The organism is Pelagicoccus sp. SDUM812002, from assembly GCF_031127835.1.
In the GTDB taxonomy this organism is placed as follows: domain Bacteria; phylum Verrucomicrobiota; class Verrucomicrobiia; order Opitutales; family Opitutaceae; genus Pelagicoccus.
On the sequence record NZ_JARXHX010000016.1, the window covers coordinates 1 to 18,004 of the forward strand.

At 51.8% G+C, this 18,004-nt stretch carries 21 protein-coding genes; 7 read left to right on the forward strand and 14 right to left on the reverse strand.

Translation table 11 applies throughout. The features are described 5' to 3' along the window. Positions 1-126 precede the first annotated feature (126 nt). Genes QEH53_RS18575 through QEH53_RS18595 form a run of 5 tightly spaced genes read right to left on the reverse strand, consistent with a single transcriptional unit; the run spans position 127 to position 4,461 of the window. Complete coding sequence (locus QEH53_RS18575) at positions 127-1,770, reverse strand: sensor histidine kinase (protein WP_309024716.1); 1,644 nt, start codon at positions 1,768-1,770, stop codon at positions 127-129. Next, complete coding sequence (locus QEH53_RS18580; RefSeq protein ID WP_309024717.1) at positions 1,760-2,824, reverse strand: ATP-binding protein; 1,065 nt, start codon at positions 2,822-2,824, stop codon at positions 1,760-1,762. Before QEH53_RS18580 ends, QEH53_RS18575 begins: the two co-directional genes overlap by 11 nt. Beyond that, positions 2,821-3,231, reverse strand: a complete 411-nt coding sequence (locus QEH53_RS18585) for an ATP-binding protein (RefSeq protein ID WP_309024718.1) — start codon at positions 3,229-3,231, stop codon at positions 2,821-2,823. Before QEH53_RS18585 ends, QEH53_RS18580 begins: the two co-directional genes overlap by 4 nt. Continuing rightward, positions 3,224-3,598, reverse strand: coding sequence for an STAS domain-containing protein (locus QEH53_RS18590; protein WP_309024719.1), 375 nt, complete (start codon positions 3,596-3,598; stop codon positions 3,224-3,226). Before QEH53_RS18590 ends, QEH53_RS18585 begins: the two co-directional genes overlap by 8 nt. A 26-nt stretch (positions 3,599-3,624) precedes the next feature. Beyond that, positions 3,625-4,461, reverse strand: a complete 837-nt coding sequence (locus QEH53_RS18595; RefSeq protein ID WP_309024720.1) for an STAS domain-containing protein — start codon at positions 4,459-4,461, stop codon at positions 3,625-3,627. 267 nt (positions 4,462-4,728) lie between these two features. Here QEH53_RS18595 and QEH53_RS18600 point away from each other — a divergent pair, with 267 nt between their 5' ends. Both QEH53_RS18600 and QEH53_RS18605 read left to right on the forward strand, forming a co-directional pair. After that, the gene (locus QEH53_RS18600) at positions 4,729-4,902 is read left to right on the forward strand and encodes a DUF1328 domain-containing protein (RefSeq protein WP_309024721.1); all 174 of its coding nucleotides are present in this window, start codon (positions 4,729-4,731) and stop codon (positions 4,900-4,902) included. 112 nt (positions 4,903-5,014) lie between these two features. Continuing rightward, positions 5,015-6,382, forward strand: a complete 1,368-nt coding sequence (locus QEH53_RS18605) for a sigma-54 dependent transcriptional regulator (protein ID WP_309024722.1) — start codon at positions 5,015-5,017, stop codon at positions 6,380-6,382. Positions 6,383-6,486: 104 nt separating this feature from the next. Here the strand turns inward: QEH53_RS18605 and QEH53_RS18610 are convergent, their stop codons facing one another. From QEH53_RS18610 to QEH53_RS18635, 6 genes are all read right to left on the reverse strand, one after another. After that, entirely contained in the window at positions 6,487-7,101 is a 615-nt protein-coding gene (locus tag QEH53_RS18610; RefSeq protein WP_309024723.1) for a superoxide dismutase family protein, read from the reverse strand. Positions 7,102-7,172: 71 nt separating this feature from the next. Then, complete coding sequence (locus QEH53_RS18615; protein ID WP_309024724.1) at positions 7,173-7,694, reverse strand: hypothetical protein; 522 nt, start codon at positions 7,692-7,694, stop codon at positions 7,173-7,175. A gap of 162 nt (positions 7,695-7,856) precedes the next feature. Next, positions 7,857-8,459, reverse strand: a complete 603-nt coding sequence (locus QEH53_RS18620) for an exopolysaccharide biosynthesis protein (RefSeq protein ID WP_309024725.1) — start codon at positions 8,457-8,459, stop codon at positions 7,857-7,859. A 269-nt stretch (positions 8,460-8,728) separates the two neighbouring features. Next, positions 8,729-9,118 (reverse strand): hypothetical protein, encoded by a 390-nt coding sequence (locus QEH53_RS18625; RefSeq protein ID WP_309024726.1) that lies wholly within the window; start codon positions 9,116-9,118, stop codon positions 8,729-8,731. A gap of 186 nt (positions 9,119-9,304) precedes the next feature. Further along, complete coding sequence (locus QEH53_RS18630; RefSeq protein ID WP_309024727.1) at positions 9,305-9,502, reverse strand: hypothetical protein; 198 nt, start codon at positions 9,500-9,502, stop codon at positions 9,305-9,307. 115 nt (positions 9,503-9,617) lie between these two features. Continuing rightward, positions 9,618-10,253, reverse strand: coding sequence for a response regulator transcription factor (locus QEH53_RS18635; protein WP_309024728.1), 636 nt, complete (start codon positions 10,251-10,253; stop codon positions 9,618-9,620). A 60-nt stretch (positions 10,254-10,313) separates the two neighbouring features. On the opposite strand from QEH53_RS18635, the gene QEH53_RS18640 reads away from it, so the two are divergent. The 3 genes from QEH53_RS18640 (at position 10,314) to QEH53_RS18650 (ending at position 12,707) form a co-directional block, all read left to right on the forward strand. Beyond that, positions 10,314-11,657: a sensor histidine kinase gene (locus tag QEH53_RS18640; RefSeq protein WP_309024729.1), complete on the forward strand. Its 1,344-nt coding sequence runs from the start codon at positions 10,314-10,316 to the stop codon at positions 11,655-11,657. 123 nt (positions 11,658-11,780) lie between these two features. Further along, positions 11,781-12,179, forward strand: coding sequence for a response regulator (locus QEH53_RS18645; RefSeq protein WP_309024730.1), 399 nt, complete (start codon positions 11,781-11,783; stop codon positions 12,177-12,179). A gap of 36 nt (positions 12,180-12,215) precedes the next feature. Next, the gene (locus QEH53_RS18650) at positions 12,216-12,707 is read left to right on the forward strand and encodes a hypothetical protein (RefSeq protein WP_309024731.1); all 492 of its coding nucleotides are present in this window, start codon (positions 12,216-12,218) and stop codon (positions 12,705-12,707) included. 59 nt (positions 12,708-12,766) lie between these two features. Here QEH53_RS18650 and QEH53_RS18655 read toward each other — a convergent pair whose 3' ends face one another. The 3 genes from QEH53_RS18655 to QEH53_RS18665 are packed head-to-tail and all read right to left on the reverse strand — an operon-like array spanning position 12,767 to position 15,896. After that, a complete protein-coding gene (locus QEH53_RS18655) occupies positions 12,767-13,864 on the reverse strand; it encodes an ATP-binding protein (protein ID WP_309024732.1) in 1,098 nt (365 codons plus the stop codon). Continuing rightward, positions 13,861-14,301 (reverse strand): response regulator, encoded by a 441-nt coding sequence (locus QEH53_RS18660; protein ID WP_309024733.1) that lies wholly within the window; start codon positions 14,299-14,301, stop codon positions 13,861-13,863. Before QEH53_RS18660 ends, QEH53_RS18655 begins: the two co-directional genes overlap by 4 nt. Further along, a complete protein-coding gene (locus QEH53_RS18665; protein WP_309024734.1) occupies positions 14,298-15,896 on the reverse strand; it encodes an ATP-binding protein in 1,599 nt (532 codons plus the stop codon). The genes QEH53_RS18660 and QEH53_RS18665 overlap by 4 nt, the downstream gene beginning before the upstream one ends. A gap of 465 nt (positions 15,897-16,361) precedes the next feature. Here QEH53_RS18665 and QEH53_RS18670 point away from each other — a divergent pair, with 465 nt between their 5' ends. After that, a complete protein-coding gene (locus QEH53_RS18670; RefSeq protein ID WP_309024735.1) occupies positions 16,362-17,336 on the forward strand; it encodes a hypothetical protein in 975 nt (324 codons plus the stop codon). A gap of 164 nt (positions 17,337-17,500) precedes the next feature. Then, positions 17,501-17,959: a DUF2383 domain-containing protein gene (locus QEH53_RS18675; RefSeq protein ID WP_309024736.1), complete on the forward strand. Its 459-nt coding sequence runs from the start codon at positions 17,501-17,503 to the stop codon at positions 17,957-17,959. Positions 17,960-18,004: the final 45 nt, after the last annotated feature.

The window sequence follows — 18,004 nt, forward strand, 5'->3', positions numbered from 1 at the left end:
CGCCGACTCTGCGTTTGGAAATGATTACCATGCCGCCAATAAGATTCGGCCCTTCATTTGGCGCGTAACCTCTCCGTGACTTCCCTATCCCGAATCCATTTTAATAAGATGCTATGCGTTCTCGACCTAGTCCGTCAGGACCGGCTTCGATTCGATCGGTAGCTCGATATAAAAATGGCTGCCCACCCCTATTTCGCTTTCCAACCTCACATCGCCACCATGTGCTCTCACAAAATCTCGAGCAATGGTGAGACCCAAGCCGATCCCCGCCCTCCGATTACCAGGAGCCTTAGCGTATCGATTGAAGATTAACTGGTGATATCGCTTCGCGATCCCAACCCCTTCGTCTCTGACACCGATTCGAAGCAGTTTGCCAGCCGCATCCATTTCAGCGGTCAGGTCGACTGCTTGACCTGCGTCGGAGTGCTTTATCGCATTTGAAACTAAATTGTTCAGAGCATACAACGTACGCTCCAAGTCGACGTATAATTCAACCGAACTACAGGATCCAGTGAGGTCTATCAGCGAGATGTTTCGTTTCTCCGCTTCGCGCTGCATTTCGCTTATAGAACGGGCAACCAAATCTGAGACTGAGCAATACACGCGCTGCAGACTGTATCCATCTTTAGAATACTTTTGAATATCGAGCAAATTGTTAAGCAACCGTAGAAGTCGCTCAATCTCTGATTTCGCCGTCTCTGCGAGTTCTCGCTGGTCCGAATTCAACTCGCCCAAGGCCTTGTCAAGGAGGAGCATCACCGCCATTCTGACTGAGGTGACTGGTCCTTTAATTTCGTGGCTCAACGTCCCCAGCAAGTCGGTCTTGAGGTCTTCGATGAGTCTTAAATCCGTAACGTCCCTAAGCAGCAACAAGGCGCCGCGTGTCGTCTCTTGATCTCCCATCAAGTTGACGACTCGAGGTGAAAAATAGCGGTCTTCGCCGTTAACCTTCTTTTGCAAAAGGCTTCCGGGATCGTTCGAAAAGAAGTCCTTACCCGACTTGATCGCCTCTTCAAATACGGTATCCAGACCAAAAGGAACATTCGAATTTCCCAGTTCCGCCAGAGTCTTCGCAGGGCCATTACTGTACTCGAACTCGCAATTAGGTCCGTAGAGCACAATCGAATCGGGTAAATTCTCTAAAATGGCCTGCATCTTCTCTGCGGTGCGACGCTGGCGTTCTTCGCTCTCACGAAGCTCGTCATTGAAGCGGGCAAGCTTTTGTTTTTGCTCCTCGATGAGCTGCAGGGACGCGAGAAGCTCTTGGTTTTGGCGCTTTAGTTCTGCAACGGGATTGAGTTCGCCCGAGCTGAGAATCTCGTCACGTATACCGCTCGCATCCGCTAGGCTGAGCCGCCCCACAGAGCTCGGCAAGGTCAAGTACAGCTTCACAAGCGTACCTCCACCAGAAGAATCGACCTCTAAACGGGAAACAAGTCTGCGGCTACCGTTGAGCCCATCGTCCAGCCCTTTTCGCGTCCAAACGCGCGGCTCAGACTCTTCGTGGTCGATGCCATCGTCTTCTATGAAAACCGCGAGCTCCTGGGGATCGCTTATGATATCCAGCTGGAAGACTATCTTCCCTCCGCCGCAGCTCAATGCGTTACGCGTAACCTCCGATACAGCTGTTGAGAGGCGCGTTCTAGTCGAAGTGTCGAGTTTTAGCTTCTCCGTGATCAGCTTCGCCCAACGACGGCTCGCAGCGAGGTCCTCCTCGCTTTCAATCAACGAAGAAACGATAGTATATCGGCTAGCGGCTTTATGTGGCATTCCTACTGACAGTGCTACGACCACCTACCCCTTTCGAATTAGACTTGATGCAAACGATCGAACTATCGTCCGAAACTTTCCGATATCCTCGCAGGAGCGCGCCCGCGATGATCGAGCTCCGCGAATACGAGATTCCCGGAAACTTTCCCAGATCCCACCTACTTCCTACGCCATCTGAATGCAAAATTATCATACTGTCCTCAAACCACGGATACTCAAAGCTACGCGGATTCCTCATGTTGTAACCCACCGTTCCGCTAACCGATGTTAACTGGGACGTCTCCGTACCGTTAATAAGTCGGCCAAAGATGTTGCCCATGCCTGTAAAGCGAGTAGAACCCGCGACATTGTCTACTTCTGCCACCGCAGCTACTGCGCCACGCGTTCCCTTTAAGGCCTCATTCAGGGCAAGCATTATGGACTCACCCTCCAAGTCTCGTACCGTTGCGAAACAGTCTACAGCACGCGTTGCCGCCTGGTGTGCCTTGGGTCCATGACCTAAACCATCGACCAAGAGGACCTTCAATCCCCGATCCCAGCTCTCAATCGCCCAAGCATCTCCTGAAACACTTTGCCCCGGCTTCGCCAAGGAGGTCGCGAAAATGTCCCACAATGCATCTCTCGGCGGCTGTATGGACTTCAAATCGCCCCCTCCACTGAAACTCATCCCGACCACCAGCCCACCCGTTTGAGGCAGATATAGCTCGAAGACGTCGGACAAGCGTTTCATGGCGCCCAAGCCAATTCCTTGGCCGCCCGCAGTCGAATAACCGTCCTTCATGCACTGTCCGATGTGGGCGATGCCAGGGCCTTCATCCCAAACTACAACCGCGAGCTCGTCGCCCCCACTCTCGCTCAGCTTCATCGGTTGCATCAGAAAAAAGCCCCTTCCAGCATGTCTCACGACATTTGAAACAGCCTCTGTCACGGCGATGCTCACGCGCTCGCGGTCCACCTCGGAGTAGCCCATTTCCTTGGCAGCCACCTTAGCCCTCCGGCGGCACTGCGAGATGCGACTTTTGTCCTCTATTTCGATAAAAACCACTGCACTCATCGCCAGTAATCTAGGGTGACGGTGGTACCTGCACCCGCATTACTCTCCACCCTGAACGCACGGCAAAGCTTGCGAGCACCGTCCAAGCCCAATCCCAAGCCTCCTCTCGTGCTGTAACCACGCCCCATCGAAAGCTCCAAATTCTCAATACCTGGGCCCTGATCGACGATTTGAATCCTGAATCCCGGTGATCCATTGTTGTAAAGAGTACTGACATACATCGTGCCTCCACCGCCGTGGATCACGCAATTACGCGAGATCTCGCTGACAGCAGTCATCGCTCTGGTCCTCTCCACCACGCTGAAGCCCTGTTGGCTAGCCCATTGAGCCACCAATACACGTGCTCTGCTGACATCTCTGTCACTATGAAGAGAAATAGATTCCCTGAAGCTCCCGTCGTTACCCATTAACCTTTCGTCCCAAGCGCTGCGTTAGCAACTCCATCCCGCGCTCCAAGTTTAAAGCAGTTACCACGCCAGGAAGTGAGAGACCTAGCTCGACCAAGGTAATAGCAACAGCCGGACGCATGCCCACTACGACAGTCTCTGCATCCAGCACTTTCGCCATCGCCGCAGTGTCCGACAAAACACGACCCATGAAGGTGTCCACTACCTCCAAAGTCGAAATGTCGATCAACACGCCCTTGGAACCTCGCTTCGATATTTCGGCAGTTAAATCGTCTTGCAACTGCAATGCAGCCCTGTCGTGCACGTCCATTTGGATCGTCACCAGTAGATAATCGCCTAACTTTAAAATTGGAATGTTACTCTGCATCCGTTGTCGCGTTAACCCTATAACCTCTACAGGCTGATCTTCTGTATACTCAGGCCTAGCTGTCTCAGCGATTGCTGGAAAGCGCTCATTAAAGAACCCTTGGTCTGCATGCCCCCAAGGTCCAAGCCCAACTGAACGATCGTCTGAGCAATCTGAGGGCGCACGCCACTCACAAAGCACTCCGCTCCCATCAACTCTGCAGCGGTGACAGTCTTGAGTAGATGCTGAGCTGTCTGCGTATCCACCGCTGGAACGCCCGTAATATCGATGATGGCGATCTTAGCCTCGAACTGGACGATCGCCTCTAGCAAGCCCTCCATGACGACTTGGGCCCGAGCACTATCCAAGGTACCGATGACAGGTAACGCCAGGACTCCCTCCCACAATTCCACGACCGGAGTTGAGACCTCCAACAGCTCCTCCTGCTGGCGTTCGATGATGTCCTCACGCTTCTCGATGAATATACTCATCACATACAAGCCAAGGTTATCAACACACAGAGTGACGCTCCATAGATCCTTTAGGAGGCTCTCGCTCTTCTTGGTCTTCAGCAAGCGGCTGAAGAGCGCCTCCTTAAGAGACAGCACAAACTTGGCGGACTCCGCTGGCTTCAGACCGCGCTGAGCGCGGTAGAGAGCAACCTCACGAAGCATTGACAAGGTCTCGTCCCACGCCGGATCAGTTATGTCATTCTTTCCAGACTCAACCGCCTTAGCGAACAACTTCAGGAAGTCAGTCGATTGCGAGACGACCTCATCCTCTGAAATTGATAATGAATTTCCTTCATCATTACGTTGTAAAGAAATCCATTCCGCCAGTATTCCTGAAACGTCTTCCGATAGTATTTCCGATATTTTATTCATGTTCGTTAGTCCAAAACATCAACGGAATCCTACCCCCTTGTCCATCCGTCTTTACACTTAAAAGTGTAGCATTTTGCACTAAGATGGTGCAACTTGCACCTTTAATATTGCACCCAGCGGAGCCACTCCTCATTCGCAGGATGAAGCCGTACACCGAAAATCTCCACGCGCACCACCGCAGGAACGCTGAACACCTCCCGAATTAACGAGTTGGCACGGAAATGGCAAATACCCTCTCGAACCAAAAAAAATTCAACCCACTAAAATATGTTATCTTGGACACTTACATTCCTAGTCGTAGCGATCATCGCCGGCCTCCTTGGATTCACCGGAATCGCCGGGGCTGCCGCTGGCGTAGCGAAAATCCTATTCTTCGTTTTCCTCGTTCTGCTCATCGTATCATTCGTAGCGGGCGCCGTACGCGGAAAGAATCCTCGTTGATTCACCACCACGCTAAGCTCCATTTGAAAGAACAATGGACCCAGTTTATAGCGTGCCGCAGACGAGAGTCAGCGGTGCGCTTTAACTCATTATTCTCCCAATCTTCCCATACATGAAAGTTCTGATAGTCGACGACGAAGCCAATATCCACAAGACGACCTCCATCGCCCTCCGCGCCATGGGCCACGAGGCATTCTCTGCCTACAGCGGCAGCCAAGCCGTCAAGAAGCTCCAAGACAACAAGGTCGACGTCATCTTCCTCGACCTGCGACTCGGACCGGAGAATGGCTTGGAAGTATACGACAAGATTCGTTCCGAAGGCTTCGATACTCCGGTGATCATCTTCACCGCTTTTTCGTCAATTTCTACAGCGATCGAAGCGACTAAGAAAGGCGTATTCGACTATGTCCTTAAACCGTTCGTTCCCGAACAAATACGTCAGGCGCTCGACCGCGTTGGCAAAAGCCTATCTCTCGAGTCTAAGGTAGAAGAGCTGCAATCTGAGGTCTCAGAATCAGTGCCGCCGAGCGTCTTCGATTCGCAGGACAAGTCCATGCAATCGATTTACCGCCTCACCGAAAGGGCTGCCCCTTCCGACGCTACAGTCCTCATTCTAGGACCTAGCGGAACAGGTAAAACCGTCTTGGCCAAACGAATCCACAACCTCAGCAAGCGCGCCCACAAGCCCTTCGTCGTCGTGCACTGTCCCAGCCTTTCAAAAGAGCTATTGGAGAGTGAACTATTCGGGCACGTGAAGGGTGCTTTTACCGGAGCCGTTAAAGATACCTGGGGTAAAATCGAAGCTGCCGATGGTGGTACTCTTTTCCTCGATGAAATCGGCGACTTGCCTCTAGAAATCCAGGCGAAGCTCTTGCGTTTCCTACAAGAACGTCAGTATGAACGCGTCGGAGAAACAAAGACTCGAACCGGCAATGTACGCATCATCGCCGCGACCAACAAAGACTTGCAGCAGGAAGCGCAAGAAGGACTCTTTCGAGAGGATTTATATTATCGCCTAAACGTGATATCCATCGTGATGCCTGCCCTTAGCCAGCGACCTCAAGACATACATGACTTAGCGCAAATCTTCCTGCAGCACCACGCCAGACGACAAGGACGCAGCACCTGCACCTTTTCCGATAGCGCCATCAGCGCTATCCGTCGTTACTCTTGGCCGGGAAACATAAGAGAGCTGCACAATGTGATAGAGCGCAGCCTTATCCTTTGCGACGGAGGCGTCATCGAGCCAGAAGACCTGCCTGCAGAAGTCGGATCTCATTCGCCAGACAGCAGAACCAGCAGAACCCACATCGCCATCGGAGGTCGCTTTACATTGGAGGAGGTCGAAGAGGCCCACATTAACGGGGTGTTGAGCAGTGCTCATAGCTATCAGGACGCTGCAGAGATTTTGGGGATCAACAAGACTACCTTGTACCGCAAACGAAAGCGCAATCCTGAGCTAGAAACCGCGGATACATAATCCACCCGCAAATAAGCGAAAAAACCGCAGCTCTACGCTGCGGTTTTATTGTGGCCCCTTCTTTTCGATTCGAGGCGCCATGATACTATTAGGAATCTAAAATCCTACTTCGAAAAATTCTCGGTCCACTCGATCACACCGCAAGCGATACGCGCCCCGGCCGCACCTGAAGGTTGCGACTTGAAATCGTCCGCACTGTCGTGAACGACCACCGCCTTTCCGATGATAGAATTCAATCCGTCAAAAGATAGATGTTCATCGACTCGCACGTACATAGCGCTGCCGGCTTCCGTCGCCTCCAAATTGCCGAGATCCCCAACATGCCGCCGGCTGTCATCCGGCCCCGCGTGATCTTCTCCACTAGGATTGAAATGTCCTCCAGCTGAACTTGCGTCGGGAGCGGAACAGTCTCCGTTCTCATGGATGTGGAAACCGTGCCTGCCATTGATAGAAAGATTACGTATATCAGCAATCACTCGAATGCCTCCCACCTCTTCGATGAAGGTAACAACTCCTTCGGACTCATGCCCTTCAGTTGGTGATATATGGGCCTCTGCAATACGCCTAACTGAAGCCACGCCAGCATTTTTCTCTTTTATATTGTCGGGTTGCCCGTCGCTCTCCGGTGAACACCCAGTGATAAGAGCGGCACCAAGCGAGACAGCATAGACAATGAAATAAGATGAGAAGGAAGAGTTGCTGCGATTGAATATAGTCATAAACCTATTTGGGTACTTGGTTGAACGAAGGTGGAAACTTTGAGTAGGAAAACGCTGGAGCAGTCCTCTCCTCAATTTTGATACACTACCGTGTTATGCGATACTGGCTCTTCCTTCAATGTGAAGGCTTCGGCAAATAATACTTTTTCTAAAGAGCACTTAGTTTGCAAAGCATTACGAGTCTCCAAAGTTCTTACAAGGATATCGTTCGCCAAAAGACTTTGAAGCGCTTCATCGGACTCTACAAAACTACTCGCTGCGCGGTACGCTTCTACGATCTCGCGCTCCAAATTTGATAGGTGAGACGGTGGTGATTCACTACCATAAATCGTCGCGGCACAAAGAATCGCATTTCGCGGTCGATCCCAACCAACCGTCGCCAAGCCGGGCACTCCGGATCGCTTCTCGACCTGCTCTACAGGGATATTGGCATTCTCTCGATGGGCGTTTTGCAGGAATCCATAACAATTCTCCCCTAGATCATCATCCAAAAGTTTCGCTGCTAAACCGTAAACCTCGACAGCAGCCAATTCGCGACGCAGGAGATCGTTACAGACCGATACACCAGCCAATTTTCTTTCATTCTCATTCACGGATCAGTGCTATCGCAAATTCAGAGCCAAGGAAGTTCGAATGGTAGTTGGCGTGAAACCTCGAGGAGTAAATAGAGAACTAAAATAACACCGTATGCGCATTAGGAAAAGTAAACCACGCTATCCGCATAGACTGCTGAGCAAGAATCGGAAACCTCGCTATCAAAAAAGCCACTCACTGGCTGCTAAGTAGAAGACTCCTGAAGTAGCCGCGATCGCCAGCAAAGCGAGGACTCCATCGTGAGCAATCATCGCAAGGCCGAACGAGCTTAGGGCGGCACCCGCAGTGGTTGCCAAGAATGGTAATAGCTCCAACGGTGGCATGGTAGCCCCGACCAAGACGCACAATATAGCCATGAACCGAGCACCTAATCCATTCGTCAGAAACGTCAATCGCGGCTTCAATATACGATCTATAAATCGACCCACCGGTCGCAAAACGCCCAAACCCTTTTTTAATTTTTTCGAAGCGATTGACCTCTGCAGGAGTCGTTTCGGCACCCAAAAGCGCCTACGCCCTACCACCATCTGGCCCGCTACCAAAACAACCATTACACCTAGAATCGAAGGCAGTGTCGGAATGCCGCTCAAAGGTGACATCGCAATGAGCCCGATCATTAGGACAACTGGACCGAAGGAGCGGCGTCCAACGGATTCCATCATCGCCTCCATGGTAACAGATTCCTGTTCCTGTGATGCCGCAGACAAACCATCAAGCATTTCTCCGAGGCTACTGGGCGCTTGCCTGTTCTCACTAGCTGCCATCCTGAGATGAAACGCAGCAGCTGCACCAAATAGGAATTAACAACTCTATAAATGTGAAAATGTCGAACTGAGAGATTTATTGGTCGCTCAGATACTCGACAGGCCCCTAGTCAGTCTCAAATCGCTGCTTGATTCGGTGGCTTCACCGTATAATCTCGCTACTGCAGAGCGTATTTTCGGGCGGGTCAAATCCTGGTCCCCGCGAATGGTAATTTCGCTCCCAGTCTCACTTCTATAAGACAACATCGCCGACCCAGATTCTGCTCTCCTTACCAAAATTGTGTACTGAGAAGCTCGCTCTCTCGAACCGTTTCTGTCAGTCCGGTCGACTCCAACGAGAACGTAGTATATAACGCGATCCTGAGCCTCTTGACCTTCGAAAGCCTGAGTTTCATCGATTTCGCCACGACAGCAAAACCAAACTCATCGAGGTACTCTTCCACGGCTCCAACCACTTCACCGAAACCAAGCTCGCCTGATGCAGTACCGGTCGCACCCACCCCTTCGGACTGATTAGCCGAGAAACTAAAAAGCAGGGAATAAACGAAGAGCAGCAGATGCAGGAACAGCATAAACGCCCAATCGCAGAAAGCATGCCGCGACAACCCCATTCCTAGCCATGCAGCCCACATCGGTGACAAGGATGCTAGAAGCGCCATGCAGAGTGGCAAAAAGCACCCTCGGCATTTATATGTGGCAGCTTCGACCGCAAAACCTGTGTACCACTGGCTCCTACCAACCGCGCAAAGGCTGCGGCGTAATAAGCAAAAAGAACACCTCTTCGAGCGTGTGCTCGAAGAGGCGTCCTCGTTTCAAAGTTGCAGGCTCGATTCCGAGCGCAGCGATTAGTTTGTCGCGTCCTTAACTTCGTCCGCAGCATCTTCAACTGCGTCCCCAGTGTTGTCAGCAGCGTCTTCGATCGCGTCACCGGTACTTTCAGCCGCATCTTCGAGATCATTGTCGTCAGCACAACCTACGAAAAAGAGGGCAGAGCCAATAACGGCGAGAAGACTCAAAAGGAATGTATTAGATTTTTTAACCATACTTCAGCCCCTTCAAGATCCGCGCCAATCGTACTTCCGCAGGCAAATGGAAAAATATATACGATATTTAAATGCAAAGTGCACCGACTGCCACCCGTTTAATGCAATTCGCAACTCACAGTAACTCTTCCAGATAGAAGTGCCCTTCGGCGAGACCTACTCGCATCGCTTCAGTCCGGTTTGTCGCTCCCAGTTTTTTATATATGCTCTCTAAATGAGTCTTTACGGTTCCAACCTTCAGACCGAGCTCACGGGCCACCTCCGAATTGGACTTCCCTTTCGCGATCAATACCATCACTTCCCTCTCGCGAGAACTGATATCCAGATATAAGTTCGGTCTAGCGTATTCCGCGTAAGGACCGTAGAAGGCATTTCCCTTCTTAGAACAGATTTCCTTGAGGGCCGCTATCAAGCTCTCGCCGTCCTGATTCTTAGAGAAAAATCCGCGAGCGCCCAGCTCGTGAGCCGCCCGCACCAAACGAGCGGGAGCATAGGCCGAGAGCACTACGGCGGCCGTCTTGCCTCCCAACTCAGCGACTCGCTCCAAGACGCGAAGCCCGGTAGCCGCATCTCCCATTTTAATATCAACTACCACGATGTCCACCGGTGAGGACAAGAGTCTCTCAGCAGCCTCATCGTAGTCTAACGCTGCCCAAGCAGTAACGAGTCCACCGTCCAGGGCAAACATAGCTTCCAGACCACGAGCGACGAAAGGGTGATCGTCTACTATACCAACTTTATAAGCTTTCATCAGGTTCGCGCTAATATCGGGTTACTGGGGTTAGGCATGCATTCTGCAAATTCGACGACCATGCAGGAGAATACCATTCAGAAGAACTCAGAAAACCTATGCCATTTGGCGGACTACCTTCTCCAGAATCGCCGAGAAGTCCTATCCGACTGGAAAGAGCGAGCGCTCGGTGATGCTGAACTGGAGGTAATGACGAGCCTCTCCCGACGCGAATTTTTCGATCATGTTCCACAAGTTCTGGACCTCTTCGACGAAGAACTCCGTCGATATCGAGATGGCATGACCGACCCAGAACGACTCGCTCGATCCAATCCTTTCGAGAAACACGGGCTTAGCCGCTGGCAACAAGGATTCAGCATGACCGAGCTCGTCCGCGACTGGAATCACCTCCGCTGCGCCATCCTCCGATCAATAACAAAAGCAGTGTCGAGAGACCCAGAAATAATCGAACCCGCCTTCGCCAAGGCTGCCGACCTACTCGCAGATCTCATAGCCGAAGGCGTCAACCAAAGTGTCGCTAAATTCGAGGAGATACGGCAAGCGGAAGCGAGAAGCCACGCCATAGACCTTCGAAACACCGTACAGGACCTAAGGGAAATCTACAGCCGACAAACGGCCCTCTACCGCGACGCAGGACACGATCTCGTCGGCCACCTGGGTATTCTCTCTAGCATTACGCATGTCTTCCAGAATCGCTCGGAGGACGAATCGCTATCTCAGCTCTTCGGCCCCCTAACCCAAGGGCTCGGACAAGCGGTCGATATCTTGGAGGACGTAAAGCTTCAAGCTACCCTCGAAGCAGGCCAAGCAAAACTCCATTTCGAGACCTTGGATCTCGTCGATTTGATGCGCGACACCTTGGCGCCTTACCTAATCCTCGCTAGGGAGAAGTCCATCGACCTCGAAATGTCGGGATGCAAGAAGCTACGCATCGAAACCGACTCCGCGAAACTCACCCGCATTTTGCAAAATCTGCTGCATAACGCGTTGAAATTCACAACGAAAGGCTCGATCACCGTCCGCTGGGGATCCTGTTCAGACAAGGCACGCTTCTACGTGCGTATCGAAAACCACTCCAGCCCTACCCCCACGCCGGCATCCATGCCCTTGGGCATGCAAATGGTGAAAGCCTCCTTTGCCAACTCTACTCACGTCGGAACCAACGGGGATGCCTCTGAGCCACTGGAGATGAATCGCCCGCACCGCACAAGAACACTCGAACATCGGGCTGACCCGCTGGAGGCTTCGCGAGAAGGTCTCGGGCTTTCTATCGCCAAGCGCCTGGCGAACCTTCTCGGTGGACGACTCGATGTAGTAGGAGCGGACGGACACCACGGAGCACGCGTCACTCTCACTCTCCCTCTTGAGGGACTGGCACCCGTGTCCGCAACGAATTTCCATTAGGCCGATCAGCCGATAAGCGGCGAATTGCGTGCCGCACTTACCTCGACCATCTTCGCGAAATCCACGTTCTTGCGAACTACTTCAAGAACACTATTCCCGCAAATTGCAGCGCAAAAGTGCAGAATGCACCTTCCTTCCTTGACGAAAGAAACCACCGCAAAACGTTTGGTACTCATTGTCGATGCGGACTACTCGACGCTCTACACGTTTAGCCTTGCCCTCGTCTCACACGGGTATCGAACGCTTACAGAACAGTCCGCCACCGGAGTCTTCTCTAGCCTGAGAAACAACCCGGTAGATGCTATCGTTATTGACCCTGACCTCATCGAAATGGATAGCGATGCCCTAACTGAACAGATCCGCAGACACCACCCAAAGATTCCCTTGCTGATAGTCGCCTACGAGCCACCGAACAATTTTACTCCATCGCCCCTCACTCAATTTCTTCCCAAGCCACCCCTTCCGTCCACTATCCGAGATGCGATAGACTCGTTCTTCGAAGCCTCCCCCTACTCATCCTGAAGAGAGACTGGCATGCTAAATGCGTGGAGCCGCAGCATGAACACCGAACAGCTGGATCACCCAAGAACCGACTTGATCAACGACGCCCTAGCCTCCCTTCGGACAGGACAGGAGGCATTCGGAAAGGCTTACTATGAATTCAGGCACCTGCCAAAGGCGGGAGCTCTCGCCGAGATGCGACTCGTCTACACTGTGCTCGAGCGACACCTATTCCAAGAACTGGAACGGGAAGGACTGCACAAAACCGCTCGGAACCAAAGAGACACAGGACCCTTCGCTCAAGACCCGCGTTCTCGGGTTTTTGGCATAGGAGAAACACTCGTTTTTGGCTACCTTCATAAAAGTGACGCCAAATTGATGGCTGTGCTCGAGGGCTACAAAGGAGAGCTAAACCTGGACAATAGTCAGCTGAAAGCTTGGCGGGCTGCTAGCGCCGTGCTAGCTGAAGGGCTAGAGCTAGAGTTGGCCGCAAGCTCCGAACCTCAGAAAGACGAACGTCGCGAAGATTCCTACGCTCTGTGCGGCTAGCGAGGCGCTTCACGCGTCCAACAGGCCAGACGACTTTGAGGTCCGCCTCCGTGGCTCGCTCAAGTGGCGGAGGTGCCGGCCAAGCGAATAATGAACGTGGACCCTTCCCCTTCCACCCCGCTCGACTCCGCCCAAATACGACCGCCGTGACGCTCCACCACTTCTTTGCACACCGCTAAGCCGAGTCCCGTTCCCTTGTATTCCGATGCTCCGTGCAGTCGGTACATGGGACGGAAAACTGCCGATATTTTGGACGGAGCGATTCCGATACCGTTGTCGCTAAAACGCAATTCGCAGCCGGTAGAGCCGATCGTCGCGCTAATGCGCAATCGCGGCTCCTTGCTAGCATTATACTTCAAAGCGTTCTGTATCAGGTTTTGAAATACGTGCGTGAATAGTTTCGGATCCACTGAGACTTGCGGTAGCGAATCGCTGAAGACTCTGCCATCCGTAATAACATCAGCCATATTCAGATTGCTCAAAGCGCTCTCCAATATGCCCTCCAACGAACAGGCTTCTACACTCAGCTGACCGGCCTGCGACATGGAGAAGTCGTGCAATGCGGACAAAGTCGACATCAGGTTCTCACAGTCGCTGCACAATACATCCAAAAGCTCCTTCGAGTCTCCTTCCAAACTTGGCAACACCAGAGACAGGGTCTCTGCGGCGCTCTTGACGTTACCGACAGGCCCCATCAAATCATGGGCTACGAGACGTGAAAAGTTTCGCAACCTCACCTGTTGGTCTCGGTTCCGTATCGCGTACCTGATCGCTCTGTCAATCCCACCTGGAGACAGATCGCTCTTACTGAGGAAGAAATCAATCGCCATCCCGAACGCCGCTTCGTCAGCCCCGGACGCGTCCTTGCCCGTCAATACGATTATAGCCGTGCTCTCACTCTGAGCAGTCAGCTCCGCCACTAAATCTTCGGCCGTTTTCGTGCCGAGATAATAGTCTAGCAAAATCGCGTCATACTGTACCTCCCTCAATCGGTCCGATAACTCAGTCGATGAGGAAATCCAATCGATGGAATGCCGGTCGCCCGTAGACCGCCTAAGAATCCTCTCTATGAGGAACCTGTCCTCCTCGTCATCCTCGATGAGCAGGATTTTCAGCCCTCGCGTTACCAGCGAATCCAATTGTGCCTCCTCGATCATGATAAATGTCTCGGTAGTTGCGACAGCTGCAACCAGTAAGAATCGATTAGACGCGTCGCCTTGCTGTAGCCTTCCAGAGAATCTGGTTTCGACAAGAAGGAGTTCGCTCCTAGCTGATACAAAGCGTCGATGTCCCTCTGGCTTTTCGTTGAACTCAATATGATCACCGGGATCGACCTAAAACGATTATCGGACTTCACCGCGGCAAGAGTCTCCTCGCCCCCCATCACCGGCATCTGAAGGTCGAGTAAGATGAGGTCAGGCAGCCTTCCAGACAAGCCAGTAGCTCTCTTCTCAAGTTCATCCAAGAGATTCAACCCGTTGGACAAGTGAACGATGTCGTAGTTCGATGAAGCCCCCTTGAGGCCGCGCGAGAGGAGCTCAACATCCTCCGAATCGTCGTCTACAATTATAATGTTACTTCTCACTTCGCTCATGCTCGAGATTCAATACTATCGGCATGATCTATGACCGGTAGAATAACTCTGAATGTCGAACCTTTTCCCTCGACAGAATCTACCTTAAGGAGGCCATTGTGACGCTCTACAATGCGATTGCAAATGGCTAATCCCATACCAGAACCCTCATACTCGCTCCTGCCGTGCAAGCGCTTAAACGCTCCCAAGATGTGGTCCGCATGCTGCGGATCGAACCCGATCCCGTTATCAACGACAGAGATCACCGCCCAAGGCCCCTGCCCTCGAATGCTAACCTGGCAACGCTGGTTCAACTCATCCGAACTCAAGCGCTCGAAGTCGACTTGGATCTCAACGGGCCGCTCCGGCGACCGGTACTTAATCGCATTGCCAAGCAAATTCTGAAAAACGTGCTCAAGCTGCGATGCATCAGCATCCACAGTGCGTAACTCACCCAATCGAACGACCGCATTTGCTTCAGTCACCGCCATCTCTAAATCTTCCAGCACACGGCGCAGCAATGAATTAAGATCCAGTTTTTCAATACGCAAATCGACGCTGGAAACCTTCGAATACTCAAGCATCTCGTCCAAAAGCCCCGACATCCTATTCGCAGCGCTTTTCATAATCCCGATGTAGCGGACTGCTTCCTCTGGCAAATCCCCCGCAAAGTCCTCTTCCAGCAAATCGCCGTATGCCTGAACCTTGCGCAGTGGTTCGCGCAAATCGTGCGAAGCTACGTGGTTGAACTCCTCAAGCTGCTTATTCTTAGCCTCCAAACGTCTAGATGTACTTGCGAGGGCAACCTCCTGCTCCTTGATCGCGGACAGATCATAGATCGCTCCCAACCACTCATGGACCTCGCCGCTCTGATCACGAATCGGCATCCCTTTCGTGATGATCGGAACATAAGCGTTACGTTCCTCGCTCCAAAGGTGCGTTTCAAATTCATAAGGCTGTTCATCGCGCACACACTCTTTCCAATGCTCGGCTAGCGCTACACGGTCGGACGGCAAGATCGCGTCTAGCCAGCCCCACTCCTTGTACTCGGCGTGAGTCTGGCCCGTGAACGCTTCCCAACTAGGCATCTCTTGACTCACCTTGCCATTCGTATCCGTGACCCAAACCACAGAGTACACAAACTCCGTCAGCAGCTTCCAACGGCTGTTACTTCGCCAGAGCTGCTGCGTTTGCACTTCCATGCGCGCTCGCAAACGCCTCTCAGCCTCTACTCTACCCTCGGATTCGGTACCCAGTTCACTCGCCAATTTATTATACTCGTCCGGAAATGGTATGGAGAGAGCGACCGGTAAAGAACGAATCAAAAATAAAGCCGTAGTCAGAGAAACCGCAGCGGTGGCCGCTTTTACAGAGCCCGACAACCAGTACGCTCCATTCCACACATTATACACTGCAAACAGGTGCGTAAAACCGCACAGGCATATAAACAGTCCAAATAGAATTACCACACTGCGGATGAACGTCTTCCGCTTTTTCGCAATGAAGACCATCAACGTTACCGGGATAGAGAAATAGGCTAAAGCTATCACCGAGTCGGAGCCGACATGGAGCCAGACCAGACCTGGCTCCCAAAGGTAACAGTGCCCGTGAGACATAAATTCCGAATTCAGAATCGACTGACAGATGTCTCTTAACGTTCCCCCCGTACCCTCTCGCACGAAGAGAGCCGTAACACCCCCTAACACAGCTATTATAACCCCTACCAAACCTACCAATTTCCAGTGGCCAACTTTCATAAGCGGCACACTGCAGTCTCAAAGTGCAAGATACAACACTCTTCAAAAGCCTAACGTAAAATGGGCATATACACGGTAAATGCATCCTGCAGCCAGACCATGGCATTTTGAGAGAAACGAACGATATCGGTCTCTCATCTACGCTTTCAGCGATCTCTCTCGAGAGTCCCAACCCACACCTATGAGGCTTCCTTCTGCTTAATCTACAGTGACTTAAGGAATCGTCAATATCGGTGAGCATCGGGCAAAACGAGAATTGGCGCGACGTCTGCAAATACGCTCTGCGAACCAAACACTACTAACGAACTACTAACTATACCGTAAATGAAATCCAAATACATCGCTACACTTGCGGCCCTTGTCGCATCGCCCTTTTGCCTAGCTCAAACGAGTTCCTACTTTCTAGAGACGGACGTGGAATACACTACTCGGGATACCGACCTCGAAGACTCGCAACTCAACGAAGATAATATCGACTTCGGAGCTACCCTCTACTTTGCACCGATAGAGACTGCTAACAGCGGAGCAGCGCTTCGCGAGCTGCCTTTCACGCAAAGGTCTTCCTTAGTAGACCTCCAGCTAAACATCCGCGAACTCGACGACGACATCGATAATGTCGTAGACCTCGACGCTTACCGGATAAACGGCCTCTGGGTCAGTCCCAACTCGGGATGGTATGGAAAACTTGGCTATATCAACGCCGATACCGACGTTTCGGGAGATTTCACTTCCGGCATTTTCCGCTATCAACCTGACTTTGACGGATACTCCGCGGAAATCGGCAAATACGTAGCCGAAAACACCACGCTTGGACTCGCGTACTCGGAAGTCGACTACGAGAACCAAGTAGAAGCATCCCTCCTCGAATCAGGAAGCGATACCATCGGCGTAACCTTTCGTCATTATACCGCGTTAACCGACTCGAGTGGGTTCAGCCTCGAAGGCAACCTGTATTTTATCGACCTACAAGTCTCCCAATTCGACGAACTCGACGACCAGGGCCTTGAAAGCAGCGGGGAAGTCTACGGCTTTAAGGCTACTTACTATCCGAACAGAGAGCTCGGTTTCGGAATTTCCTACTCTGATGCGGACGACCTAGGCGGGCGTCCTTACCTCACAGCGCGAACTGCGATCCGCGACGGCGCGGGCATATTCGCGGAGTGGTTTGTCACCGAAAGATTCAGCGTCAAAGCGAGATACGCTAACAATGAGTATGACTTGAGCGACGCGGACAATTTCGAGGAGCCAGGCGAAGTCGACTCAGACAGCCTCACATTTGGTGCAGCCTACAGATTCTAGGCTCGGCTAATGTAGAGCTTGGTAAGCACCTGCTCAGCTAAAACCTTACAGTTAGACATCGAAGACCACACCCGTCTCGAACGGGTGTGGTCTTTCTGATCCAGAATTCATCACATGCATTTATGCAAATCAACTAAAGAACCATAACTCATAATACATAAAAAATGAACACAACTGACTTACATAAAAACCTAAGCTCACAACTAGAACAGCTAGCATCACACGTTAACGACTCACTTAAAGGTTTCGAAAAAGCTGCTGGCAGCGTCTCACCAGAGGCGGACACACAACGTTTCCTAGCAATGAAAACAACACGCGAACCCCTGCTCGACGCATTAAACGAAAGGCTTCAGTGTATTGGCGAAAATGCTGAGACCAGCGGATCTGTAAAGGGTGCTACCCACCGAGCCCTCATTTCAGTCAAAGATCTTTTCACCGACAGCAACTCTTCGGAAGCAATATATGAAGAGGCCGTTCGGGGTGAAACAAAACTGCTCGAGTACATTTACGAAGCTTTCTCGGATTTGGAAACTATCGACCATGCCACAAGAGAAGCGATCGTAGAATTAAAGGGAAATGTCCTTCGCAATATTTCTGAACTAAAGCAGCACTGCAGTGCGTAACTCATTCATCAGTTGAGCACCAATAGAGTGAATCCCATGTCATCA